The sequence below is a fragment of the Streptomyces sp. KL2 genome, from assembly GCF_046529545.1.
In the GTDB taxonomy this organism is placed as follows: domain Bacteria; phylum Actinomycetota; class Actinomycetes; order Streptomycetales; family Streptomycetaceae; genus Streptomyces; species Streptomyces radiopugnans.
The window spans coordinates 2,162,865-2,182,729 of the sequence record NZ_CP127170.1; the positions used below are offsets into that span (position 1 = coordinate 2,162,865).

At 73.2% G+C, this 19,865-nt stretch carries 20 protein-coding genes; 10 read left to right on the plus strand and 10 right to left on the minus strand.

The genetic code is table 11. The features are described from left to right. Window positions 1-53: 53 nt before the first annotated feature. The gene (locus tag QPK52_RS09635) at window positions 54-638 is read right to left on the minus strand and encodes a 2'-5' RNA ligase family protein (protein WP_093661569.1); all 585 of its coding nucleotides are present in this window, start codon (window positions 636-638) and stop codon (window positions 54-56) included. Window positions 639-695: 57 nt separating this feature from the next. Continuing rightward, window positions 696-1,709, minus strand: coding sequence for a tryptophan--tRNA ligase (trpS, locus tag QPK52_RS09640; RefSeq protein WP_410536918.1), 1,014 nt, complete (start codon window positions 1,707-1,709; stop codon window positions 696-698). A 238-nt stretch (window positions 1,710-1,947) separates the two neighbouring features. Between trpS and rocD the strand changes: the two genes are divergently transcribed. Next, entirely contained in the window at window positions 1,948-3,210 is a 1,263-nt protein-coding gene (gene rocD, locus QPK52_RS09645; RefSeq protein WP_410536920.1) for an ornithine--oxo-acid transaminase, read from the plus strand. Here the strand turns inward: rocD and QPK52_RS09650 are convergent. Next, the gene (locus tag QPK52_RS09650; protein WP_410536922.1) at window positions 3,104-4,768 is read right to left on the minus strand and encodes a PLP-dependent aminotransferase family protein; all 1,665 of its coding nucleotides are present in this window, start codon (window positions 4,766-4,768) and stop codon (window positions 3,104-3,106) included. The two genes, rocD and QPK52_RS09650, sit on opposite strands and share 107 nt — an antisense overlap. Before the next feature lie 47 nt (window positions 4,769-4,815). Here QPK52_RS09650 and QPK52_RS09655 point away from each other — a divergent pair, with 47 nt between their 5' ends. From QPK52_RS09655 to QPK52_RS09680, 6 genes are all read left to right on the plus strand, one after another. Next, window positions 4,816-5,319 carry a carboxymuconolactone decarboxylase family protein gene (locus tag QPK52_RS09655; protein WP_410536924.1) on the plus strand — a complete coding sequence of 168 codons (504 nt, stop codon included), beginning with the start codon at window positions 4,816-4,818 and terminating at the stop codon, window positions 5,317-5,319. 394 nt (window positions 5,320-5,713) lie between these two features. Continuing rightward, complete coding sequence (locus tag QPK52_RS09660) at window positions 5,714-6,325, plus strand: toxin (protein WP_410536925.1); 612 nt, start codon at window positions 5,714-5,716, stop codon at window positions 6,323-6,325. Further along, complete coding sequence (locus QPK52_RS09665) at window positions 6,322-7,533, plus strand: MAB_1171c family putative transporter (protein WP_410536927.1); 1,212 nt, start codon at window positions 6,322-6,324, stop codon at window positions 7,531-7,533. The genes QPK52_RS09660 and QPK52_RS09665 overlap by 4 nt, the downstream gene beginning before the upstream one ends. Before the next feature lie 92 nt (window positions 7,534-7,625). Beyond that, entirely contained in the window at window positions 7,626-8,507 is an 882-nt protein-coding gene (locus QPK52_RS09670) for a DNA-binding protein (RefSeq protein WP_410536928.1), read from the plus strand. A gap of 42 nt (window positions 8,508-8,549) precedes the next feature. After that, window positions 8,550-9,062 carry a DUF3574 domain-containing protein gene (locus tag QPK52_RS09675; RefSeq protein ID WP_410536930.1) on the plus strand — a complete coding sequence of 171 codons (513 nt, stop codon included), beginning with the start codon at window positions 8,550-8,552 and terminating at the stop codon, window positions 9,060-9,062. Between the two features lie 247 nt (window positions 9,063-9,309). Continuing rightward, window positions 9,310-9,738 (plus strand): VOC family protein, encoded by a 429-nt coding sequence (locus tag QPK52_RS09680; RefSeq protein ID WP_410536932.1) that lies wholly within the window; start codon window positions 9,310-9,312, stop codon window positions 9,736-9,738. Window positions 9,739-9,759: 21 nt separating this feature from the next. Here the strand turns inward: QPK52_RS09680 and QPK52_RS09685 are convergent, their stop codons facing one another. Beyond that, window positions 9,760-10,287: an AAA family ATPase gene (locus QPK52_RS09685; protein ID WP_410536934.1), complete on the minus strand. Its 528-nt coding sequence runs from the start codon at window positions 10,285-10,287 to the stop codon at window positions 9,760-9,762. A 209-nt stretch (window positions 10,288-10,496) separates the two neighbouring features. Between QPK52_RS09685 and QPK52_RS09690 the strand changes: the two genes are divergently transcribed. Beyond that, window positions 10,497-11,093, plus strand: a complete 597-nt coding sequence (locus QPK52_RS09690; protein ID WP_410536935.1) for a TetR/AcrR family transcriptional regulator — start codon at window positions 10,497-10,499, stop codon at window positions 11,091-11,093. A gap of 107 nt (window positions 11,094-11,200) precedes the next feature. Then, window positions 11,201-12,391, plus strand: a complete 1,191-nt coding sequence (locus QPK52_RS09695; protein WP_410536936.1) for an MFS transporter — start codon at window positions 11,201-11,203, stop codon at window positions 12,389-12,391. A 191-nt stretch (window positions 12,392-12,582) separates the two neighbouring features. Here the strand turns inward: QPK52_RS09695 and QPK52_RS09700 are convergent, their stop codons facing one another. Further along, on the minus strand, window positions 12,583-13,065 hold the full coding sequence (locus QPK52_RS09700) for a hypothetical protein (protein WP_410536938.1): 483 nt from the start codon (window positions 13,063-13,065) through the stop codon (window positions 12,583-12,585). Continuing rightward, entirely contained in the window at window positions 13,062-13,439 is a 378-nt protein-coding gene (locus QPK52_RS09705; protein ID WP_410536939.1) for a hypothetical protein, read from the minus strand. The genes QPK52_RS09700 and QPK52_RS09705 overlap by 4 nt, the downstream gene beginning before the upstream one ends. 154 nt (window positions 13,440-13,593) lie before the next feature. On the opposite strand from QPK52_RS09705, the gene QPK52_RS09710 reads away from it, so the two are divergent. Next, on the plus strand, window positions 13,594-13,830 hold the full coding sequence (locus QPK52_RS09710) for a GntR family transcriptional regulator (RefSeq protein WP_410536940.1): 237 nt from the start codon (window positions 13,594-13,596) through the stop codon (window positions 13,828-13,830). A gap of 84 nt (window positions 13,831-13,914) precedes the next feature. On the opposite strand, the gene QPK52_RS09715 is transcribed toward QPK52_RS09710, so the two are convergent. The 4 genes from QPK52_RS09715 to QPK52_RS09730 all read right to left on the minus strand — a co-directional run bounded on the left by QPK52_RS09715 (window position 13,915) and on the right by QPK52_RS09730 (window position 19,853). Further along, entirely contained in the window at window positions 13,915-14,886 is a 972-nt protein-coding gene (locus QPK52_RS09715; RefSeq protein WP_410536941.1) for an ABC transporter substrate-binding protein, read from the minus strand. Window positions 14,887-14,953: 67 nt separating this feature from the next. Continuing rightward, the gene (locus QPK52_RS09720) at window positions 14,954-17,101 is read right to left on the minus strand and encodes an ABC transporter permease subunit (RefSeq protein ID WP_410536942.1); all 2,148 of its coding nucleotides are present in this window, start codon (window positions 17,099-17,101) and stop codon (window positions 14,954-14,956) included. Next, a complete protein-coding gene (locus QPK52_RS09725; RefSeq protein WP_410540271.1) occupies window positions 17,098-18,204 on the minus strand; it encodes a quaternary amine ABC transporter ATP-binding protein in 1,107 nt (368 codons plus the stop codon). Before QPK52_RS09725 ends, QPK52_RS09720 begins: the two co-directional genes overlap by 4 nt. 47 nt (window positions 18,205-18,251) lie before the next feature. Next, window positions 18,252-19,853 carry a GMC family oxidoreductase gene (locus tag QPK52_RS09730; protein ID WP_410536943.1) on the minus strand — a complete coding sequence of 534 codons (1,602 nt, stop codon included), beginning with the start codon at window positions 19,851-19,853 and terminating at the stop codon, window positions 18,252-18,254. Between the last annotated feature and the right edge of the window lie 12 nt (window positions 19,854-19,865).

Consider the following 19,865-nt stretch of genomic DNA (forward strand, 5'->3'; position numbering starts at 1 on the left):
CCGCGGCCCCGAGCGGGCCGCGACCGGCCCCCTGGTCTGCGCGCGGGGGCGCGTCAGAGCGAGGGGGCCGGAGGCCTGGAGAAGTTCGGCTGCGGGGGCAGGGGCAGGTGCGCGGCACCGCCGAAGGAGAACTCCCTCTGGAGCCGCCACACGCAGTCCTCGCCCTGCTCGTACAGCGCGAAGCCCGTCGCCGTCCAGGCGGCCTCGAAGTCGGCCAGTTCCGCGTACGCCCGGTCCATCGCCTCCTCGGCGATGCCGTGGGCGACCGTGACGTGCGGGTGGTACGGGAACTGGAGCTCGCGGGCGAGCGGGCCGTCCTCCGCCCGGACCCACTCCTGGAGCCGTCCGCAGGCCGAGGAGCCCTCGACGACCCGGACGAAGACCACCGGCGACAGCGGGCGGAAGGTGCCCGTGCCCGACAGCCTCATCGGAAAGGCCCGTCCCGCCGCGGCGACCCCGGCGAGGTGCTCCTCGATCTCGGGGCGGCGCGCGGCGTCCACCTCGGTCGGCGGCAGAAGGGTCACGTGGGTGGGGATGCCGTGGGCCGCGCTGTCACCGAAGCCGGCACGCCGCTGCTGGAGCAGGCTGCCGTAGGGCTCCGGGACCGCGATCGATACGCCGAGCGTGACGGTCCCCACGTGCTTCTCCTTCCTCGTCCCTCTCGTTTCCGTTCCCCCTGGTCGTCCGGTGCCCTGTCAGTGCTTGGCGGGCACGAAGCCCACCTTCTCGTACGCGGCGGCCAGGGTCCGCGACGCGACCTCGCGCGCCTTCTCGGCCCCCCTGGCCAGCACCGAGTCCAGCGTCTCGGGGTCGTCCAGATATTCCTGGGTGCGCTCCCGGAACGGTGTCACCCAGGCGGCGACGACCTCGGCCAGGTCGGTCTTGAGGGCACCGTAGCCCTTGCCGGCGTACTGCTGCTCCAGTTCCGGGATTCCGGTGCCGGTGAGGGTGGAGTAGATCACCAGCAGGTTGCTGATGCCGGGCTTCTCCTTCTCGTCGTACCGGATCTCGGTCCCGGTGTCGGTCACCGCGCTCTTGATCTTCTTGGCGGAGGCCTTCGGCTCGTCGAGCAGGCTGACCACGCCCTTGGGGGAGGCCGCCGACTTGCTCATCTTGACCGTCGGGTCCTGGAGGTCGTAGATCTTCGCCGTCTCCTTGAGGATGAAGGCCGAGGGGACGGTGAAGGTGTGGCCGTAGCGGCTGTTGAAGCGTTCGGCGACGTCGCGGGTCAGCTCGATGTGCTGGCGCTGGTCCTCGCCCACGGGGACGCTGTCGGCCTGGTAGAGCAGGATGTCCGCGACCTGGAGGACGGGGTAGGTGAACAGGCCGACCGTCGTGGCCTCGGCGCCCTGCCGCGCACTCTTGTCCTTGAACTGGGTCATCCGGGAGGCCTCGCCGAAGCCGGTGAGGCAGTTCATCACCCAGGCGAGCTGCGTGTGCTCGGGCACATGGCTCTGGAGGAACAGGGTGCAGCGCTCCGGGTCGAGCCCCGCGGCCAGGAGCTGGGCGGCGGCCAGCCGGGTGGAGGCGCGCAGCTCCTTCGGGTCCTGCGGGATCGTGATGGCGTGCAGGTCCACGACGGCGTAGAACGCGTCGTGGGTGTCCTGCAGATCGACCCACTGGCGGACGGCACCGAGGTAGTTGCCGAGGTGGAAGGAGCCCGCGGTGGGCTGGATGCCGGAGAGTACACGGGGACGGTCAGTGGCCATGGCGTCATTCTCGCAGAGGGCCGCCGCCGGGATCACCCGTGTTCCGCCTCCCGTGCGAGGCCGGACACGGCCCCGGACATGGGCCGGACAGGCGTATCGGCGCACCGGAACGCGCCGCGCCGGAGGGTTTCGGTGCGAAGCGGGCGTACGACGATAGAGATAGGCATCACACGCGGCGACCGCCGCACGATCGCCGGTGCACAACGTCCACTCCGCCCACCCGACACGGAGCGTTCCCATGGCCACCTCGGCAGAATCGTCCGCCACCGCCGTTCCGGCAGCCGCCCGTACCGCCTCCGCCGAACTGATCGCCGCCGCCGACGCGCACAGCGCGCACAACTACCACCCGCTGCCGGTCGTCGTCTCCTCGGCCGAGGGTGCGTGGATGACCGACGTGGAGGGCCGGCGCTACCTGGACATGCTCGCCGGCTACTCGGCGCTCAACTTCGGCCACGGCCACCCCCGGCTGCTGGCCGCCGCCCACGCGCAACTGGACCGGCTCACCCTCACCTCCCGCGCCTTCCACCACGACCGCTTCGCCGCCTTCTGCACCGAACTGGCCGAGCTGTGCGGCATGGAGGCGGTGCTCCCGATGAACACCGGCGCGGAGGCGGTGGAGACGGCCGTGAAGACGGCCCGCAAGTGGGGCTACCGGGTCAAGGGCGTCCCCGACGGGCGGGCGCGGATCATCGTGGCGGAGAACAACTTCCACGGCCGCACCACCACGATCGTCAGCTTCTCCACCGACCCCGAGGCCCGCGCCGACTACGGCCCCTACACACCGGGCTTCGAGATCGTCCCCTACGGCGATCTGGAGGCGATGCGGGCCGCGCTCGACGAGGACCCGGACAACACCGTCGCCGTGCTGCTGGAGCCGATCCAGGGCGAGGCGGGCGTGCTGGTGCCGCCGCCGGGCTATCTGGCGGGCGTGCGCGAGCTGACCCGCGAGCGGAACGTGCTGTTCGTCGCGGACGAGATCCAGTCGGGCCTGGGCCGCACGGGCCGGACGTTCGCGTGCGAGCACGAGGGCGTGGTGCCGGACGTGTACGTGCTGGGCAAGGCGCTCGGCGGCGGCATCGTGCCGGTCTCGGCGGTGGTCTCCTCGGCGGACGTGCTGGGCGTCTTCCGGCCCGGCGAGCACGGTTCGACGTTCGGCGGCAACCCGCTGGCCTGCGCGGTCGCGCTGGAGGTGGTCGCGATGCTGCGCACCGGCGAGTTCCAGCAGCGGGCGGCCGAACTGGGCGAGCACCTCCACCACGAGCTGGGCCTGCTGGCGGGCGGCGGCGCGGTCGAGGCGGTGCGCGGGCGCGGGCTGTGGGCGGGCGTGGACGTCGTCCCGTCCCTGGGCACGGGCCGGGAGATCTCCGAGCGGCTGATGGAGCGGGGCGTCCTGGTCAAGGACACCCACGGCTCGACGATCCGCGTCGCCCCGCCGCTGGTGATCTCCAAGGAGGACCTGGACTGGGGGCTGGAGCGGCTGGGCGCGGTGCTGGGCGCCTGAGCGCCGGGCACCCGCCCAGCACCCGGCGCAGCACCGCGCACAGCGCCTCCACGGCGGAGGAGAAGCCGTGTTCGGGCGGGGTGCCGTAGCCGACGACGAGCGCGTCGCGCCCGGGGCCGGGCCGCCCGGCCCCGGGCTCCGGGGCGGCCGGGTGGCGGAAGCGCGCCAGCCCCTCCACGGCCACCCCCGCACGCCCCGCCTCCTCCAGCACCGGCCCCTCGGTGCCCGGCGGCAGTTCCAGCACGGCGTGCAGTCCGGCCGCGATGCCCGTGACGCGTACCGCGGGGACGTGCTCGGCGAGCGCTGCCACCAGCTGGTCGCGGCGGCGCCGGTAGCGCAGCCGCATGGCGCGCACATGCCGGTCGTACGCCCCCGAGTCCACGAAGTCCGCGAGAGTGAGCTGGTCGAGGGCGCCGCAGGTCTCGGCCGTCTCGCGGCGGACGGCCAGGACGGGGCCGAGCAGCGCCTCGGGCACCACCATCCAGCCCAGCCGCAGCCCCGGCGCCAGGCTCTTGCTGGCGGTGCCGAGGTAGACCACCCGCTCCGGGTCGAGGTCCTGGAGCGCGCCGACGGGCTGGCGGTCGTAGCGGAACTCGCCGTCGTAGTCGTCCTCCAGGACCAGTCCGCCGGTGGCCCGCGCCCAGTCGACGGCCGCCGTGCGCCGGTCGGGGTGGAGGGGCGCACCGGTGGGGTACTGGTGGGCGGGGGTGAGGAGGACGGCACGGGCCCCCGAGGTGTACAGGGCGGACACGTCGGCGCCGCGGTCGTCCACCGGCAGCGGTACGGTGCGCACCCCGACGCGGGCCAGCAGGTCGCGGTGGATCCACAGGCCGTACGTCTCCACCGCCACCGTGGTGCCCAGCACCTCCCCCAGCAGCGCCAGCCCGCGCACGAACCCGGCGCAGACCACGATCCGTTCGGGGTCGGCGCGCACGCCCCGCGCGCGGGAGAGGTATCCGGCCAGCGCGCGGCGCAGTTCGGGCCGGCCGCGCGGGTCGTCGTAGCCGAGGGCGGCGCTGGGCGCGGCGGCCAGGGCGCGGCGGGCGGAGGTGAGCCAGGCGGCGCGGGGGAAGGCGGAGACGTCCGGCCGCCCGGAGCGCAGGTCGTGGAGGATCCGCGGAGGCGTACGGGCGGGCGCGGCGGGGTGCGGGGACTGGCGCGGCACGGCGGGGAGAGCGCCCGGCCGGCCGCCCGGCGCGGCCGGTTCGGCGCGCGACGCGACACGGGTGCCCGATCCCTGGCGGGCCGTCAGCCAGCCCTCGGCGACGAGTTCGGCGTACGCGTCGGCCACGGTGTTGCGGGCCACGCCCAGGTCGGCGGCGAGCGAGCGGGAGGAGGGCAGCCGGGTGCCGGGGGCGAGGCGGCCGGTGCGGACGGCGTCGCGCAGGGCGCGCATCAGCGAGGCGCGCAGCCCGCCCGGCCCGCCGAGGTCCAGATGGAGGTCGCCGCCGGCACCGCCGGCCGAACCGCCCCGCGCGCCTCCGTCCGGACCGCCGTCCGGACCGCCGCCTGAACTCCCGTCCGGGCTCCCACCTGAATTGGCCCAGGAATCCCGCATGGAAGTGGACCATACCCCTGGGCTACCGCCTGCCTAGGGTCGTCACCATGACGACAGTGCACGAACACGGTCCGCGCATGAACCTGTGGAAGCTCGTCCCCGAGGTGTACAAGGGGATGGCCGCCTTCGAGGCCGCGGCGTCGAAGGGGCTGGACCCGGTCATCGCCGAACTGGTCAAGATCCGCGCCTCGCAGCTCAACAAGTGCGCCTTCTGCCTCGACATGCACTTCGCCGACGCCCGCAAGCTGGGCATCTCCCAGCTCAGGCTGGACCTGCTCGACGCCTGGGAGGAGGCCCACGGCCTCTACACCGACAAGGAGCAGGCCGCGCTCGCCCTCACCGAGGCGGTCACCAGACTGGACGGCGGCACACCGCAGGGGCACTACGTGCCGGACGAGGTCTACGAGCGGGCGGCGAAGAACTTCGAGGAGACCGAACTGGCCCACCTGATCTCGCAGATCGTCTCCATCAACGCCTGGAACCGCTTCCAGGTGGCCACCCGCGCCGTCCCGGCCTCCCTGAAGGAGAACAAGGAGAGCGGAGCGGGGTGACCGGCCGTGCCGCGGGCGCGGCGGACGCCTTCCGCGCGCTCCACCGCGGCGACGCGCCCCCGGTACTGCCCAGCGTGTGGGACGCGGTGAGCGCCCGCGCCTTCGCCGGCGCGGGCTTCCCCGCGCCGCCCGCGTCACCTTCGGCGGCTCGCTCCACGACCGCGTCGCCGCCGCCGTCGCGGAACCGGCCACCGGACCGCACGGCGGACGGGGGCGTCTTTGAGCCAACCTGACGGCGGCCCCGGCGCGATCGCGGTGAGAGGTTGCGCACAGCCCGGCAGTTGGTGACGATCTCTCAGGAGGCGCCGAAAACCGACACCCGCCGACCGCCCCACGGCGCCGTCCCCTCCAGGACCCCGAAGGCGACGCGGTGCGGAGCCGGAAAGGACACACGGTGGCAGCGTCCCTCCTGCGTTTACCGGGCCGCCGCCGTGCCCGGTTCCGGGAGATGCAGCGCGCCTGCGAAAGACGCCTCGCCGAGATCGGCATCGCCCCCGGGCAGGACGGCGCCGCGGGCGCCGCGGACACCGCTGACCTCACCGGCGCCGCGGGCATCACGGCCGTCTGCGAACAGGTGGGCCGGCGGCGCGGGCGCACCATCCGCCTCGTCCCCATGGAGTTGGACGAGCCACTGCTCCACGGCCTGTGGATCGCCCTGCCGGACACGGACGTCATCGTCTACCGGGCGAACACCAGCAGGCCCCACCAGGAGCACATCATCGCCCACGAGCTCTCCCACATCATCTGCGAACACGACTTCGGCGCGCTCCCCGGGCCGGCCGTCCCGGCGCACCTCTTCCCGGAGGCCGATCCGGACCTCGTCCGCAGGTCGCTGAAGCGCTCCGCCTACGACGACCGGGCCGAGCAGGAGGCCGAGATGATGGCGTCGCTCATCCTGGCGCACGCCCGCCGCAAGGCCGCCCCGGACCCGGAGGACGCCGACGCCCTGCCTCCCGAGGACGCCACCGTGATGGCCCGCGTGGAAAGCGTCGTCGGCCGCGGATGATCTACGACGCCCTGTCCCACCTGTGCGCCCTCGTCGGGCTCGCCGCGTTCTGCTACAAGCTCCCCGAACTCCTGCGGCGCAGAGGCGATCCGGCCCTGTGGGCCCTGGAGACCTACTTCCTGTGCTCCGGGCTCAGCTTCCTCATCGACCTCAACTGGCTGCGCGACGACGTCTCCCGCCTGTTCGGCTATCCGAACCTCACCACGCTCATGACGCAGGCCGCCGTGGTCGTGCTGACGGCCGCCCAGCAGGTCGTACTGGTCCACTGGTCGCGTCCGCCCGAGCGGGCGGCGGTCCTGGCCAGGCGGCGCGTGCTGGCGTTCTCCGCCGCGCTGGCGGTCCTGGTCGTGCTGTTCTTCGTCGTGGAGCCCTACCGGCAGACCGCCTCCGCCGAGGGCACCCTGCTGCGCAACATGCAGGACCCCGGCTACGCGGGATACCTGCTCCTCTACATCACCGTCTGCGCGGTGGGACAGGTCGGAGCCGTACGGCTGTCCTACCGCTACGCGCGCATCGCCCGCCGCACCTGGCTGCGCGCGGGCATGTGGACGGTCACCGCGGGCGCCTCGCTCATCCTGGTCTACTGCGCCATCCGCTACACCCAGATCGCCGGCACCCAGCTCGGCCACGACATGAGCGCCTGGGAGCCCGCGTACTGGCTGGCCGGGAGCGTGGGGGCGCTGCTGCAGGTGTTCGGCTGGACGGTGCCGTCCTGGGGGCCCGCCCTCTCCGGCCGGCTGCGCGGCTACCGCTCCTACCTGCGGCTGCGCCCACTGTGGTGGGCCCTGTACGAGGCGGTGCCGGCGATCGCGCTCGAACCGCCGCCCAGGCGGCCGCTGGACCTGCTCCCGCCGGCCGACCTCGACTACCGGCTCCACCGGCGCGTCATCGAGATCCTCGACGGCTACCACGCCCTGGGCCCGCACCTGCCCCGCGGTGCGGAGCAGGGCTCCCCCGCCGACGAGGCCCGTCTGCTGAGGGCCGCTCTCGACGCGCGGGCCGGGGAACCGGCTGCCGCCCCGCCCTCCTTACCCGCCGCGCCGCCCCCGCCGGCCGAACGCCGTGGCGACTCCGGCGACTTCGCCCAGGAGGTGGCGTGGCTGTCCGAGGTGGCGAGGGCCTTCGCCCGGCTCCCCGCCACCCTCCCGGCCGCCTCGCGGACCGCCGCCGCACAGGCCGCCGCACCGCAGGGAAGCGATCACTCCTGATCCCCTGACTCCCGATCCCTGACTCCGCCAGGACCGATCCCGCCAGGAAACCGATGGAACCCCGCACACCCCCTCCCCCGAACGTCCGCGCCATGACGGCCGAACTCCTCGCGCTCGACCGGACGCTGGGAGCGCGCCACGCGGCCCCCGTGGCGATGCGGTCGGTGCGGGCGGTCGAGGCCGCCGAGGCGCTGGGGGCCGTCGGCACGGCGGGGACGGCCGTCGCGGACCTCGCGGAGTTCTTCGAGGTCGCCGCGTGGATCCTGTTCGACGCCGAACGGCACGGGCTGTCCCGCCGCCTCAACCGGCGGGCGCTCGCCCTGGTCCGCCGCCTGCCCGAGGAGGATCGCTCCATCGAGCTGCTGGTGCTGTCCGTGCTGAGCATGCAGCAGGCCCACCTCATGCGCCCCCGCGCGTCCCTGCTCACCTCCTCCTCCGTCCTGGCCCGCAAGGGCCTGCCGCCGCGGGTGGCCGCACTGTTCCATGTGCGCGAGGCGCGGGCGTACGCCCAGCTCGGCAGGAGGGCGCAGGCGCTGCGCTCCCTGGACGCCGCCCGGGAGATGTCCGCGGACGGCCCCTCGGACCGGGATCCCGCCTGGAGCTGGTGGTTCGACCGCGCGGAACTCGACGGCCACCACGGGCTCGTCCTGGCCGACCTGGGAGACGCGGAGGGGGCCGCGACCCTGCTCCACGCGGCCGTGTCGTCCGACGGCGGCCCCGCCTACCGCGCCCTGTTCGCCGCCGACCTCGCCCGCGTCCTGGCGCGCGCGGGCGCGTGGCGGGACACGGACGCCTGGCTGTCCGCCCTGGCCGAGAGCGCTCCCGGCATGGGCTCCGTACGGGCCCTGAACTCCCTGCGGCAGGCGGTCGCCGCCGTCGGGGAGGGCCGCCGTGTGCCCCGCGCACTGCGCGGCACCACCAGAGACCTGGCCGGGCTGCTCGCGCGGGAACTTCCCGCGCGAGCGGTCCGGTGAAGGAGAAGTCCACCCCCCGCCCGCCCAACCACCGGAGTCCCGATGACACCGCACACCTCCCGTCCCGCCCGCCCCGGCCGCCGCATCCGTCTCGCCGTCCTCCTGACCGCCCTGCTCTGCGCGGCCGGCGCCTCCACCGCCTTCGCCACCACGCTCCAGGAGCGGGACGCCAGACCCGCGGCCGTCCGCGCCGAGGCATCCGGGATGTATCACTCCCCCCACACCAAGCCGTACGTGCGCACCCAGCTCTTCTTCGGCACCGGCCGCCACGGCGGCGAGCCGCCGATCACCGAGGAGCAGTTCATGGACTTCCTGGACGAGTACGTCACCCCGCGCTTCCCCGACGGCCTCACCCTCCAGGAGGGCTACGGCCAGTGGCGTGACAAGACCGGCTCCATCAACGGCGAGCGCTCCTACGAGCTGATCCTGCTCTACCCCCGCGAGAAGGCCGAGGCCCGCGACGCCGACATCGAGTACCTCCGCGACCGGTACACCGAGATGTACGACCTGGAGTCCGTCGGCCGGGTGGACGAGCAGGTGCGCGCCGACTTCTGAGCCTCCTCTGCCTCCCCGCCCGTGTCCCGCCCCCCGCCGGGTCGTTGCCCCGGCGGGGGGCGGGTTCCGGCATCGGCGCCCTTGGCTGACGCATGATGGTGGCGTCCCCCGTGAGGCAGGCAGACCGGCACGAGCGTGCACAGCCGCAGAAGGGGATCAGCCCTGAAAGGCACGGTGACGACGCAGTCACCAACGCACCCGTCCTTATTCGATGTCGGGCGGCGAAATCCCCTGTTACGGTGAGCCGATGGCATCGGTCAGACAGGTCCAGGTCACCTTCGACTGCGCGGCACCGGAGCGCCTCGCCCGCTTCTGGTGCGAGGTGCTGGGGTACGTCGTACCGCCGCCCCCGGAGGGGTTCGCCACCTGGGACGACTACAGCGGCTCGCTGCCGCCCGAGGAGCGGGACTCGTGGTTCGCCTGCGTCGATCCCTCCGGTGTGGGCCCGCGGCTGTTCTTCCAGCGCGTCCCCGAGGGCAAGACCGCCAAGAACCGGGTGCACCTCGACGTGCGGGTCGGCACCGGTCTCGTGGGCGAGGAGCGCCTGGCCGCGCTCGAGGCCGAATGCGCACGGCTGGTCCCGCTCGGCGCGGTACGCGTACAGCTCCTGTACGACGGCCACGACTCGTGCATCGTGATGCAGGACATCGAGGGCAACGAGTTCTGCCTCGACTGACCGTCCCGTCCGGGACGGCGCTCAGGCGCCCTCCGGTTCGAGCCGCGTCAGGCAGACGAACCGCAGGGTGCCGTCGGACAGGGCCTCCGCCGGGAGGACGGTGTCGGAGCCGAACTGCTTCCACCGCAGGCGCACCCGTCCGCCGGAGTCCTCGGTGAGAACGAAATCGCGGAAGAACGGCGCGACGGAACGGACCGTGCGCACGATCTTCCGGTACTCCGCCGAGTGCCCCTCCCTCAATCTCATCAGGAAGGCCGCGAGGTTGCCGGCGTCCGGGCGCAGGGCCTCGGAGTCGGAGGCGTAACCCGCCTGCTTCACCGGTGCGTTGCGGGTCGTGTCGTGGAAGTGGTGGACGCGGCAGCCGCGCAGGCCGACCTCCATCCGCAGGTCCCCGTCGGCAATGCGTCCGAGCAGTTCGACCGCGTCGATGAAGTTGCTCTTGCCCGCGCCGTTGGGGCCGACGAGGACGGTGATCGGTCCCAGGGTCAGCCCGGTCGCCCTGATCGACTTGTGACCGGTGACGGCGATGCTCTCGACCCTGCGTGACATGTGCTCAATCTATCGGCGTACGACTGCTCCGACGGCTCGGACATGCGTCCTCGCCCCCCGCTCCGCACCGGGTGGGGAGGGCATTCCCTCACCACCCGGCGGTCGGCGGTCGGCGGTGCGCCGCGTACCGCCGAACACGTCCTGAGTGGTGGGCGGCGTGCGCTCCGGTGATATTGAACCGGCCGATTCAAAACTGGTACGGTCCCGCCATGGCCCGACCGAGGACCTTCGACGAGGAACGGGCCCTGGACGCGGCGATGCGCACCTTCTGGGAGAAGGGCTACGAGGCCACCTCCACTCAGGACCTGTGCGAAGCCACCGGCCTGGGCCGCAGCAGCGTCTACAACACGTTCAGGAGCAAGCACGACCTGTTCGAACGCGCCCTGGCCCGCTACATCGACACCATGACGAGCGCTCAGGTGGCGATTCTGGAGAACCCCGGGCGGACTGCGGCCGACCGCGTCCGCGACCTGCTCGCCAGGATCGTCGAGAACGAGACGGAGTACCGGACCGAGGGTCGCAGCATGGGGTGCCTGACGGTGAACACCACCGTCGAACTGGCAGCCCGCGACGCCCGGGTGGCCGGGATCCTGGAGCGCCACACCGCCCGGCGACTGGCCGCCCTCCAAGCCGCTATGGAGGCCGGCCGACGCGACGGGAGCATCACCTCCGCACGGACTCCGGAAGCACTGGCCCGCTTCGTCGACGCCGCGATCGGCGGCATGCGGGTCTCCGGTCAGGGCGGGGCCGACCGCGCCGCCCTGGAGTCCGTCGCCGAGGTCGTCATGGACGCCCTGACACCCTGATCCCCGGCAGGGGCGCGATCGCCGCGATCCGGCGCGTTCGCATGTCCGGGTTTTGAACTGACCAATCCATAACGCTCCCCGGAGCGTCTGTCCGAAGGAGTCGGACCGTGCCACGTGCCGTGTACGTACTGGCGCTCGGCATCTTCGCCATGGTGACCAGCGAGTTCGCGGTCGCCGGGCTGATGCCGCAGCTGGCCGAAGGGCTGGACGCCACCGTCCCGCAGGTCGGGTACCTGATCACCGCCTTCGCGGCGGCCATGGCGGTCGGCGGGCCCTTACTGACCGTCGCGGTGCTGAGGGTTCCACCGCGCAGGGCGCTCATGGTGCTGTTCGCCGTCTTCCTGGCCGGCAACGTACTGGCCGCCACCGCGACCGGCTACTCCACCATGCTGGCCGCCCGGATCGTCACCGGCGTCGCCTCCCAGGCCTTCTTCGGTGTCGCCGTCTCGCTGTGCGCGCAGCTCACCCGTCCCGGTATCCGGGGCCGGGCGATCGCGGTGGTCATGAACGGCCTCATGCTCGGAACCCTGCTCGGTCTCCCCCTGTCCACCCTGGTCGGTGAGCGGTTCGGCTGGCGCGCCGCGTTCTGGGCCATCTCCGCGCTCGCCCTCGCCGCCGCCCTGGCCACACTGGCGGGCGTGCCCCGTGTGGGCCGCGCGGAGGGCGAAGGCGACCTCCGCCAGGAGATCCGCGTCTTCGGAAACCCACGGTTGTGGCTGGCCCTGAGCACCAGCACCCTGGTCATCGGCGCCACCTTCTCCGCCTTCAGCTACTTCAACCCCATCCTCACCGAGGTCACCGGCTTCCCCACCGCCGCCGTCCCCTACCTCCTGATCGCGTACGGGGCCGCCACCGTCGTCGGCAACACCGTCGTCGGCCGCCTCGCCGACCGTCACGCACTGCCGGTCCTGGTCTGGGGCCTGCTGCTCAACGCCCTCTTCCTCGCCGGCTTCGCGCTCCTCGCGGGCCTGCCCGTCCCCGCCGTCGCCTGCATGACGGGCATCGGCCTGGTGGGCGTCACCATGAACCCGGCCATGGTCACCCGCGTCCAGCGCACCGGAAACGCCCGTCCGCTGGTCAACACCGTCCACTCCTCCTTCATCACCCTCGGCGTCGTCCTCGGCTCCTCCCTCGGAGCCGTCGCCATCGACACCTGGGGTCTGCGCGCGCCCCTCTGGCTGGGCGCCGCCATGGCACTTACCGGCCTCGCCACCGTCCTGCCCGAACTGCTTCGCCGCCCCGCCCCCGGTCCCGCTCCCGCCCGCACCGGCGAACGGGAGCGGGCGGAACGGGTCTGAGCCGACCCGCTGTCCGAGGGGCCGCCCCGGGCGGGGATGTTGTTCCCACCCGGAGCGGTGTGCGTGGGAGCGTACGGGTCAGCCGCGGTGGGCGGCCTGGACGAGGAGGACCACGGCCACGGTGGAGACGGCCACCAGGAGGGTGGTCCAGGTGCACGACTCCAGGCGCCTGCGGCGCGTGCGGTGGGACATCACGTCCGGCACCCCCTCCGGTCCGGGCAGCCGAACAGAGCCACGCGGTCGGCGGGTCCGGCCGGTTCGGCGATGCGGCGGGCGTGGGCGGTGAGGGCGGCGGTCTCGTACGTCCAGCCGCGCCCGGTGTCCGCCTCGGCCCGGACGCGGGCCGGGTCGTGGAAGGCCGGCGGGGCCAGGCAGCCGCGCATCCCGCGCAGTATCGCGGGCACGTCCTGCCCGAGCAGTACGCCGTGGAGCACACGCGGCAGGAACCGGTGCGGGTCCTGCTCCGGCCGTACGGTCCAGCACAGCCGGTACCAGTGCCCGGCGCCGGGGGACGGCGCGACGGCGGGCTCCCACGCCTCCGGCGCGGGGTGGCACGGGCAGGCGCACACCAGGTGGCGGACGCCGGGGACGCCGCTGTCGCGCGGTTCGCCGTCGGCGCAGTGCCCGTGCCGGCCGATCACACAGGACGGGGAGCGGTACTCCGCCTCGTTCACCACCGGGCACCCCCGGCCGCCGCGTGGATGTTCCGGGTGTCCAGGTCCAGCCCCATCGTCGCCAGCCACAGCACCCGCCTCCGTCGCCGCGCCACCCGCTCATGGGCCGCCCAGTACGGCCGCACCAGCGCCGAGTCCGCCCCGTCCAACGGCCGGGCCTGCTCGCGGCTGTACGGCGAGCGCGGCGCCGGGATCCGGCCGACGGCCCTCGCGCCGGTCGGCGCGGGCCGGGCGGAGCCCGTCCGGCGCAGGCGCGCCGGGGCCGGGACGGGGGTCCTGCGGTGCCGGCCACTGGCCGGAAGCAGCCGGGCGAGCAGTGTTGCGAGGACAGGACGGCGTGCCCGTCCGAGGGCACGCGCGATAAGGTCGCGCACGTCATCAACTCCTGTGTAGTTGGTGGCCACGCCCCCGGGCCGGTTCCAGCGGTCGCGGGGGTCCTTCGTATGGCCGAGCATATCCCTAGCATGCTAGGGATGCCATACAGGTCTATAGCTCGCACTGATGTGCAGTGAGTGTCAATGTGGCTCCGTGATCGACTTCGCCTCCGACGTACCCCGGTGGATGCAGGTGGCCGACGTGATCCGGCAGCGGATCGCCGACGGCACCTACCCGCCGCGCACCCGCGTGCCCTCGGTGATCCAGTTGCAGGCCGAGTTCGGCATCGCACAGGCCACCGCGCAGAAGGTGCTCAGCCGGCTGCGCGCGGAGGGCGCCACGTACACCGTGCCGGGGCTCGGCAGCTTCGTGGCCGAGCCCAAGGAGTAGGTCCGCCGACAGAACGCCGGGCCCGGAACGCGTGTGCGTTCCGGGCCCGTGGCCGTACGGGACCACCCCTTGCGGGGCCGGTCCTTACGGGAGCCACTTCTCCCAGGTGGACTTGTTCTCCTTGGCCCACTTGGCCGCCGCGTCCTCCGCGGACATGCCGTCGCCGGCGATCCACTTGGCGACCTGGTTCTGCTGCTCGGTCGACCAGTTGAAGTTCTTCAGGAACTGCGCGGCGTCACCGCCGTCCTTCGCGAAGTCGGCGTTGAGGTACTTCTGCAGCGGGGTCTCGGGGTAGGCGCAGGCGACCTTCTCGGGGTCGGCGTCGCAGCCCTCGGTGTACTCCGGCAGCTTCACCTCGACGAAGTCGATCTCGGCGTTCAGCCACTGCGGCGTCCACCAGTACGTCAGGAAGGGCTTCTTCTCCTTGACGTACTTCTTGATCTGGGTGATCTGGGCGGCCTCGCTGCCCGCGTAGACCGTCTTCAGGTCCAGGTCGAGGTTCTTGATGATCGCGTCATCGTTGGTGGTGTACGACGGCGAGCCCTCCAGGAGCTGGCCCTTGCCGCCGCTCTCGGTGGTCTTCAGCTCGTCGGCGTACTTGTCGAGGTTCTTCCAGTCGGTGACGTCGGGGTTCTCGTCCGCGAAGTACTTGGGCACGAACCAGCCGATGTGGCCGGTCACTCCGAGGTCGCCGGCCTCCACGACCGTCTTGCGCTCCTCGATGTAGCGCTTCTCCTTCTTGGGGACGCCGCCCCAGTCCTCCAGGATCGCGTCGACCTTGCCGCTGTCGAGCGCGTCCCAGGCGACCGGCTCGTCCATCTGCTGGAGCTTGACCTTGACGTCCAGCTCCTCCTCCAGGATGTGCTTGGCGACGGCCGCGTTGGCCTCGGCCCCGACCCAGGAGGGGACGGCGATGGTGACGGTGTCGCCGCCGCCGGAGGAGGCGGAGGCGGAGGTGTCGGCGGCGCCGCAGGCGCTGAGCGCGGCCATGCCGAGGACGGCCGATCCGGCGGCCAGGGTGGTGCGCACGCGTCTGCTGTTCTTGCCGGTGTTCATGCCTGATCTCTCTTCCTGTGGTGTGTACCTGTGCGTGTGTGGGGGTGGTGGGGTGCCGGGGACCGGGTCAGCGCCGGTCGCGGGAGGCGGCGGGCTGGGTGATGCGGTCCAGGAGCACGCCGAGGCAGACGATCGCCGCGCCGGCGGTCAGGCCGATGCCCAGTTCGCTCTTCTGCAGGCCGTAGACGACGCCGTAACCGAGCGCGCCGCCGCCCACCAGGCCGCCGATGACGACGATGGCCAGGACGAGGACGACCCCCTGGTTGACGGCCAGCAGCAGGGCGGGCCGGGCCAGCGGGAGCTGGACGTGGCGCAGTTGCTGGCCGGTGGACGCGCCCATGGAGCGGGCGGCCTCCAGCGCGCCCGGGTCGGTCTCCCGGATGCCCTGGGCGGTGATGCGGACGACCGCGGGCAGCGCGTAGACCACCGCGGCGATGATCGCGGCGGTGCGGCCGACGTTGAACAGCGCCACCACCGGGATGAGGTAGATGAACTGCGGCATCGTCTGCATCACGTCGAGCACCGGCCGGATGGCCCGGTCCACCCAGGGCACTCGGGCGGCCAGGACGCCGATCGCGACGCCCAGCAGCAGGGTGACCACCAGTGCGGCGAGCACCTGGGAGAGGGTGTTGAGCGAGGTGGGCCACAGTCCCATCGCGCCGATCGCCGCCAGCGCGGCCACGGCGGTCAGGGCGGTGCGCCAGGTGCCCGTCAGCAGGGCGAGGGCGGCGGCGGCCAGGAGCAGCAGCCACCAGGGGGCGCCCTGGAGTCCGTCGCGCAGCGGGTTGAGCACCCAGCGGGCGAAGTTCTCCGACCAGGTGGCGGTGCCGCCGACCAGGGGGATGCCCGAGCCGAGGTTCTCGGTGATCCAGCCGACGGCGGTGTTGACCGGGCCGGAGATGCTCACGGTCCACCGCTCGGGCCACTCCCGGCCCAGGGCGGCCGAGCCGGCCGCGGAGGCCGCGGCGACGAACGCCGCGGCGGCCGCCCGTGCCGACCAGGCGCGCCTGCGGCTCGCGGGGGCGGAGGCGTCGTCCAGGCGCGCGCCGGCGGCGGCGGTGGTGCGGTCCAGCCAGATCGCGATGAGCACGATGGCGATGCCGGGGCCGAGCGCCTGGCCCACGTCCACCCGCGACAGGGCGGTGAAGACCTCGTCGCCCAGGCCGCCCGCGCCGATGACCGAGGCGAGGACGACCATCGACAGGCACATCATGATGGTCTGGTTCAGGCCGAGCAGCATCTGCCTGCGGGCCAGCGGCAGCCGGGCCGTGACCAGCCGCTGCCAGGCGTTCGCGCCCAGCGAGGCGGACGCCTCCAGCGCGGCCGGGTCGGCGCCGCGCAGGCCGAGCGAGGTGAGGCGGGCCATGGGCGGTGCCGCGTAGATGACGGTGGCGATCAGGGCCGAGGGCGTGCCGATGCCGAAGAGGAGCACGAACGGCAGCAGGTAGGCGAACGCCGGCATCACCTGCATGGTGTCGAACACCGGGCGCAGCAGCCGCTCGCAGCGGTCGGAGAGCCCGGCGGCCAGGCCGAGCGTCGCGCCGATCAGCGCGGCGGCGGCGACGGCCACGACCATCAGCGCCAGGGTCTCCATGGCGGGCGCCCACAGGTCCAGCAGGCCGATCACGGCGAAGGTGCCCAGGGCGGTCGCGGCGGTGCGCAGGGCGCGGCGGCCGAGGTCCGCGCCGCCCGCCAGCCAGGCGAGGACGGTGGCGGCGGCCGTCACGCCCGTCCAGCCGAGCCCCTGGAGGAGGGCGAGGACGCCGTCGACGGCGGAGACGGCGTTGTTGCTGATGTGCAGCAGGAAGTACAGGAACAGCCAGTGCGACTCGCGGTTGTCGACCAGCCAGGCGTCCAGTTCGTCCAGCGGCGCGCGGACGTCGTGGGTCAGGGCGTCCGGCCAGCTTCCGCTGCCCCACGCCGACGCCGCGGCGGGGACCGCCACGAGGGCGAGGAGGGCGAGGACGAGCAGTCTGCGGGCGGCCGGCCGGCCGGAGGCTCCGCCGGCCAGGCGGCGCAGGGCGCCGGGGCGGCCCGGGGGTCCCTCGTGTTCCGGGCCGGATCCGGGGGCGGTGGAGGCCGTCTTCCCGGGCTCCCCGGGCTCCTTCTGCCTGCCGATCTTCCCGGCCTTCCCGGTCTTGCCGGCCTTGTGCTGGTTCTCCGGCTTCTCCGGTTCCGGGGTCGGAGCGGAGGGGGCGGGGGTGGCGGTCGTCATACGGCGGCCACCTCCCCGCCGGTGGTATGGGAGTCGGCGGCGCCGGGGGCCGGTCCGGCGGCGTCCGGGTCCAGTCCGGCGACGACGGCCAGCAGCCGGGCGTGGTCGACGACGCCGAGGGTGCGGCCGTCCTCCACCACGCGGACGTGCCCGCCGCTGCGCGCCACGGCCTCGACGGCCTCGGCGACCACCGCGCCGGGGGCGAGGGCGACACCGGTGTCCGCCTCGCCGGCGAGCGCCGGACGCATCGCGCGGCGCACCGAGATGACCTGCTCGCGCGGCACGTCGCGGACGAAGTCGCGCACGTAGTCGTCGGCCGGGGCGGCGACGATCTCCTCGGGGGTGCCGAGCTGGACGATCTCGCCGTCGCGCATCAGCGCGATGCGGTCGCCGATGCGCAGCGCCTCGGCCAGGTCGTGGGTGATGAAGACCATCGTGCGGCCCTCCTCGCGGTGCAGGCGGATGACCTCCTCCTGCATGTCGCGGCGGATCAGCGGGTCCAGCGCGCTGAACGGCTCGTCGAACAGCAGGACTTCGGGGTCGACGGCGAGTGCGCGGGCCAGGCCGACGCGCTGCTGCTGGCCGCCGGAGAGCTGGCCGGGGCGGCGCTCCCCGAGTCCGGCCAGGCCGACCTTCTCGATCATCTCGGCGGCGCGGGCGCGGCGTTCGGCCCTGCCCACGCCCTGGATCTCCAGGCCGTAGGCGACGTTGTCGACGACGGTGCGGTGCGGCAGCAGGCCGAAGTGCTGGAAGACCATGGCGGCGCGGGTGCGGCGCAGTTCCCGCAGCCGGGACCGGTCCATGGCCAGCACGTCCTCGCCGTCGATGTGGAGGGTGCCGGCGGTGGGCTCGATCAGCCGGGTCAGACAGCGCACCAGGGTGGACTTGCCGGAGCCGGACAGGCCCATGACGACGAAGACCTCGCCGCGGGCGACATCGAAGGAGACGTCGCGGACGGCGGCGGTGCAGCCGGTGCGCTCGCGCACCTCGGCGGCGGACAGCCCGGTCAGGGACGTGTCGCCGGGGACGCGGTCGGCCTTGGGGCCGAAGACCTTCCACAGGTTCCGGACGGAGAACACCGGGTCGTCGGTCTCCGGCGTCACTGCGTCCGGCGCTGGGAAGGCTCCGGAGGGGGTGGCTGGGGCTGCGGTCACGCGGCACCTCCCGGTGTCGTGGTGTCGTCGGGCTCGTCCTGGGACTCGTCGCGGTCGTCGCGGTCGTCGCGGAGCAGGTCGGCGGCCTTCTCACCGACCATCAGCACGCCGATCATGGGGTTGACGGCGGGGATGGTGGGGAAGACCGAGGCGTCGGCGACACGGACGCCGTCCAGGCCCCGGATGCGCAACCGCGGGTCCACGACGGCCAGTTCGTCGTCGGCCGCGCCCATCCGGCAGGTGCCGGCGGGGTGGTAGACGGTGTGGGCGGCCTTGCGGGCGTACTCGCTCAGCTCCTCGTCGGAGGTGATGTCCGGGCCGGGGCAGACCTCCCGCTTGAGCCAGGAGGCCAGCGGCGCGGTCCCCGCTATCTCGCGGGCGATGCGGATGCCGTCGACGAGGGTGCGGGCGTCGTAGTCCTCGGCGTCGGTGAAGTAGCGGAAGTCCAGGGCCGGTTTGACCGAGGGGTCGGCGCTGGTGAGGTAGAGCCGGCCGCGGCTGCGGGGCTTGGGGATGTTGGGGGTCATCGACACCCCGTGGGCGGGGCGTTCGTAGCCCAGCCGCTCGGGGTTGTCGGTGAAGGGGATCTGGTAGAAGTGGAACATCAGGTCGGGGCCGGGCGAGTCCGGGTCCCGGCGGACGAACAGGCCCGCGTCGGAGTCCATCGCCGAGTTCTCGGGGATGGGGCCGTCGGTCTCCCAGACGATGACCGACTCGGGGTGGTCCAGCAGGTTCTCGCCGACGCCCGGCAGGTCGTGGACGACCGGGATGCCCAGGGCCTCCAGATCGGCGGCCGGTCCGACGCCGGAGTGCAGCAGCAGCCGCGGGGTGTCCACCGCGCCCGCGCACAGCACGACCTCGCGCCGGGCGCTCACCAGCGTCTCCTCGCCGTCGGCGGTGCGGACGTGGACGCCGGTGACGCGGCGGCCGTCGTCCCCGCCGAACTCCAGCCGGTACGCCCAGGTCTCCAGCCACAGCTCCAGGTTGGGCCGGTCGCCGGCCTCCATGTGGGGGTGGAGGTAGGCGACGGAGGCGGAGGAGCGCTTGTTGGTCTCCGGGTGGTAGGCGAGGTCGAAGAAGCCGACGCCCTCGGTGAACGGCCTGGCGTTGAAGCCCTCCACGCGCGGTACGCCGAGGGCCGCCTGCGCGGCGTCGACGAAGTCGCGGGCGATGGCGTTGCGGTCCTTCTCGTCCACGGCGACGATGTTGTTGCGCAGCCGGTGGTAGTAGGGCTCCATCGCGATGGCGTTCCAGCCGCTCGCCCCGGCGTCCTCCCACTCCTGCCAGTCCGAGGGCAGCGGCTTGAAGGAGATCAGGGTGTTGTGCGAGGAGCAGCCGCCGAGCACCCGCGCGCGGCTGTGCCGGATGTGGGAGTTGCCGCGTGGCTGCTCGGTGGTGGGGTAGTCGTAGTCGAGGTCGCCGCCGAGCAGGCCGAGCCAGCGGCGCAGGGTCAGTACGTCGGGGCGGTCGACGTCGGAGGGGCCTCCCTCGATGAGGGCGACGGTGGTGCCGGGGTCCTCGGCGAGCCGGGAGGCGATCACCGAGCCGGCCGTGCCGCCGCCGATCACCACGTAGTCGTAGGTGGTCTTGCTGGGCATGAAGGTGGTGCT